This window comes from Bittarella massiliensis (ex Durand et al. 2017), from assembly GCF_017566145.1.
GTDB classification, from domain to species: domain Bacteria; phylum Bacillota; class Clostridia; order Oscillospirales; family Ruminococcaceae; genus Bittarella; species Bittarella massiliensis_A.
In genome coordinates this window covers 1-463 of sequence record NZ_JABFCL010000030.1, presented here as the reverse complement: position 1 = coordinate 463, position 463 = coordinate 1, and the positions used below count along the sequence as shown (strand labels likewise).

The window sequence follows — 463 nt, the reverse complement described above, 5'->3', positions numbered from 1 at the left end:
CCACTCCGGGAGTTTTTCTGTTCCTATATCACCGCATTGACGATGATGGGTACACCCTTCACTGATTAGGATGTTGTCGCCGTCTTTTATCGTTTTTAAGACTCTTGCCCCCTGGACTGTATGCTTCAGATCTCCTTTATATCTCGCGAAAAGGATGGAAAACGAAGTCAGATACACTTCCTTCGGCGTGATCTTCGATACCTCCCTGAATACCTGACTGTCCGTAATCACAAGGGCCGGCTTTTCACCAATACGATCCAGAGCGTCCCCAAGTCTGTCGTCTCTTACGACAAGCATCCTCACTCCCACGTCCAGAAGCTCCCGGATCACCTGCTGCTGCGGTAAAATCAATCTTCCTTTTGGCGCGGCTTTATCAATCGGAATGACAAGTACAACCAGATCCGACGGTCGAATGAGATCAGCCACAAGCCTTTTTTCCGGCTCCTGCACTCTAGCTGCTTCC

At 49.7% G+C, this 463-nt stretch carries 1 pseudogene; it reads right to left on the bottom strand.

Features of this window, described 5'->3' with window-relative positions:
- A pseudogene (locus HJY11_RS13320) lies at positions 1 to 463 on the bottom strand ([FeFe] hydrogenase H-cluster maturation GTPase HydF); the annotation flags it as partial.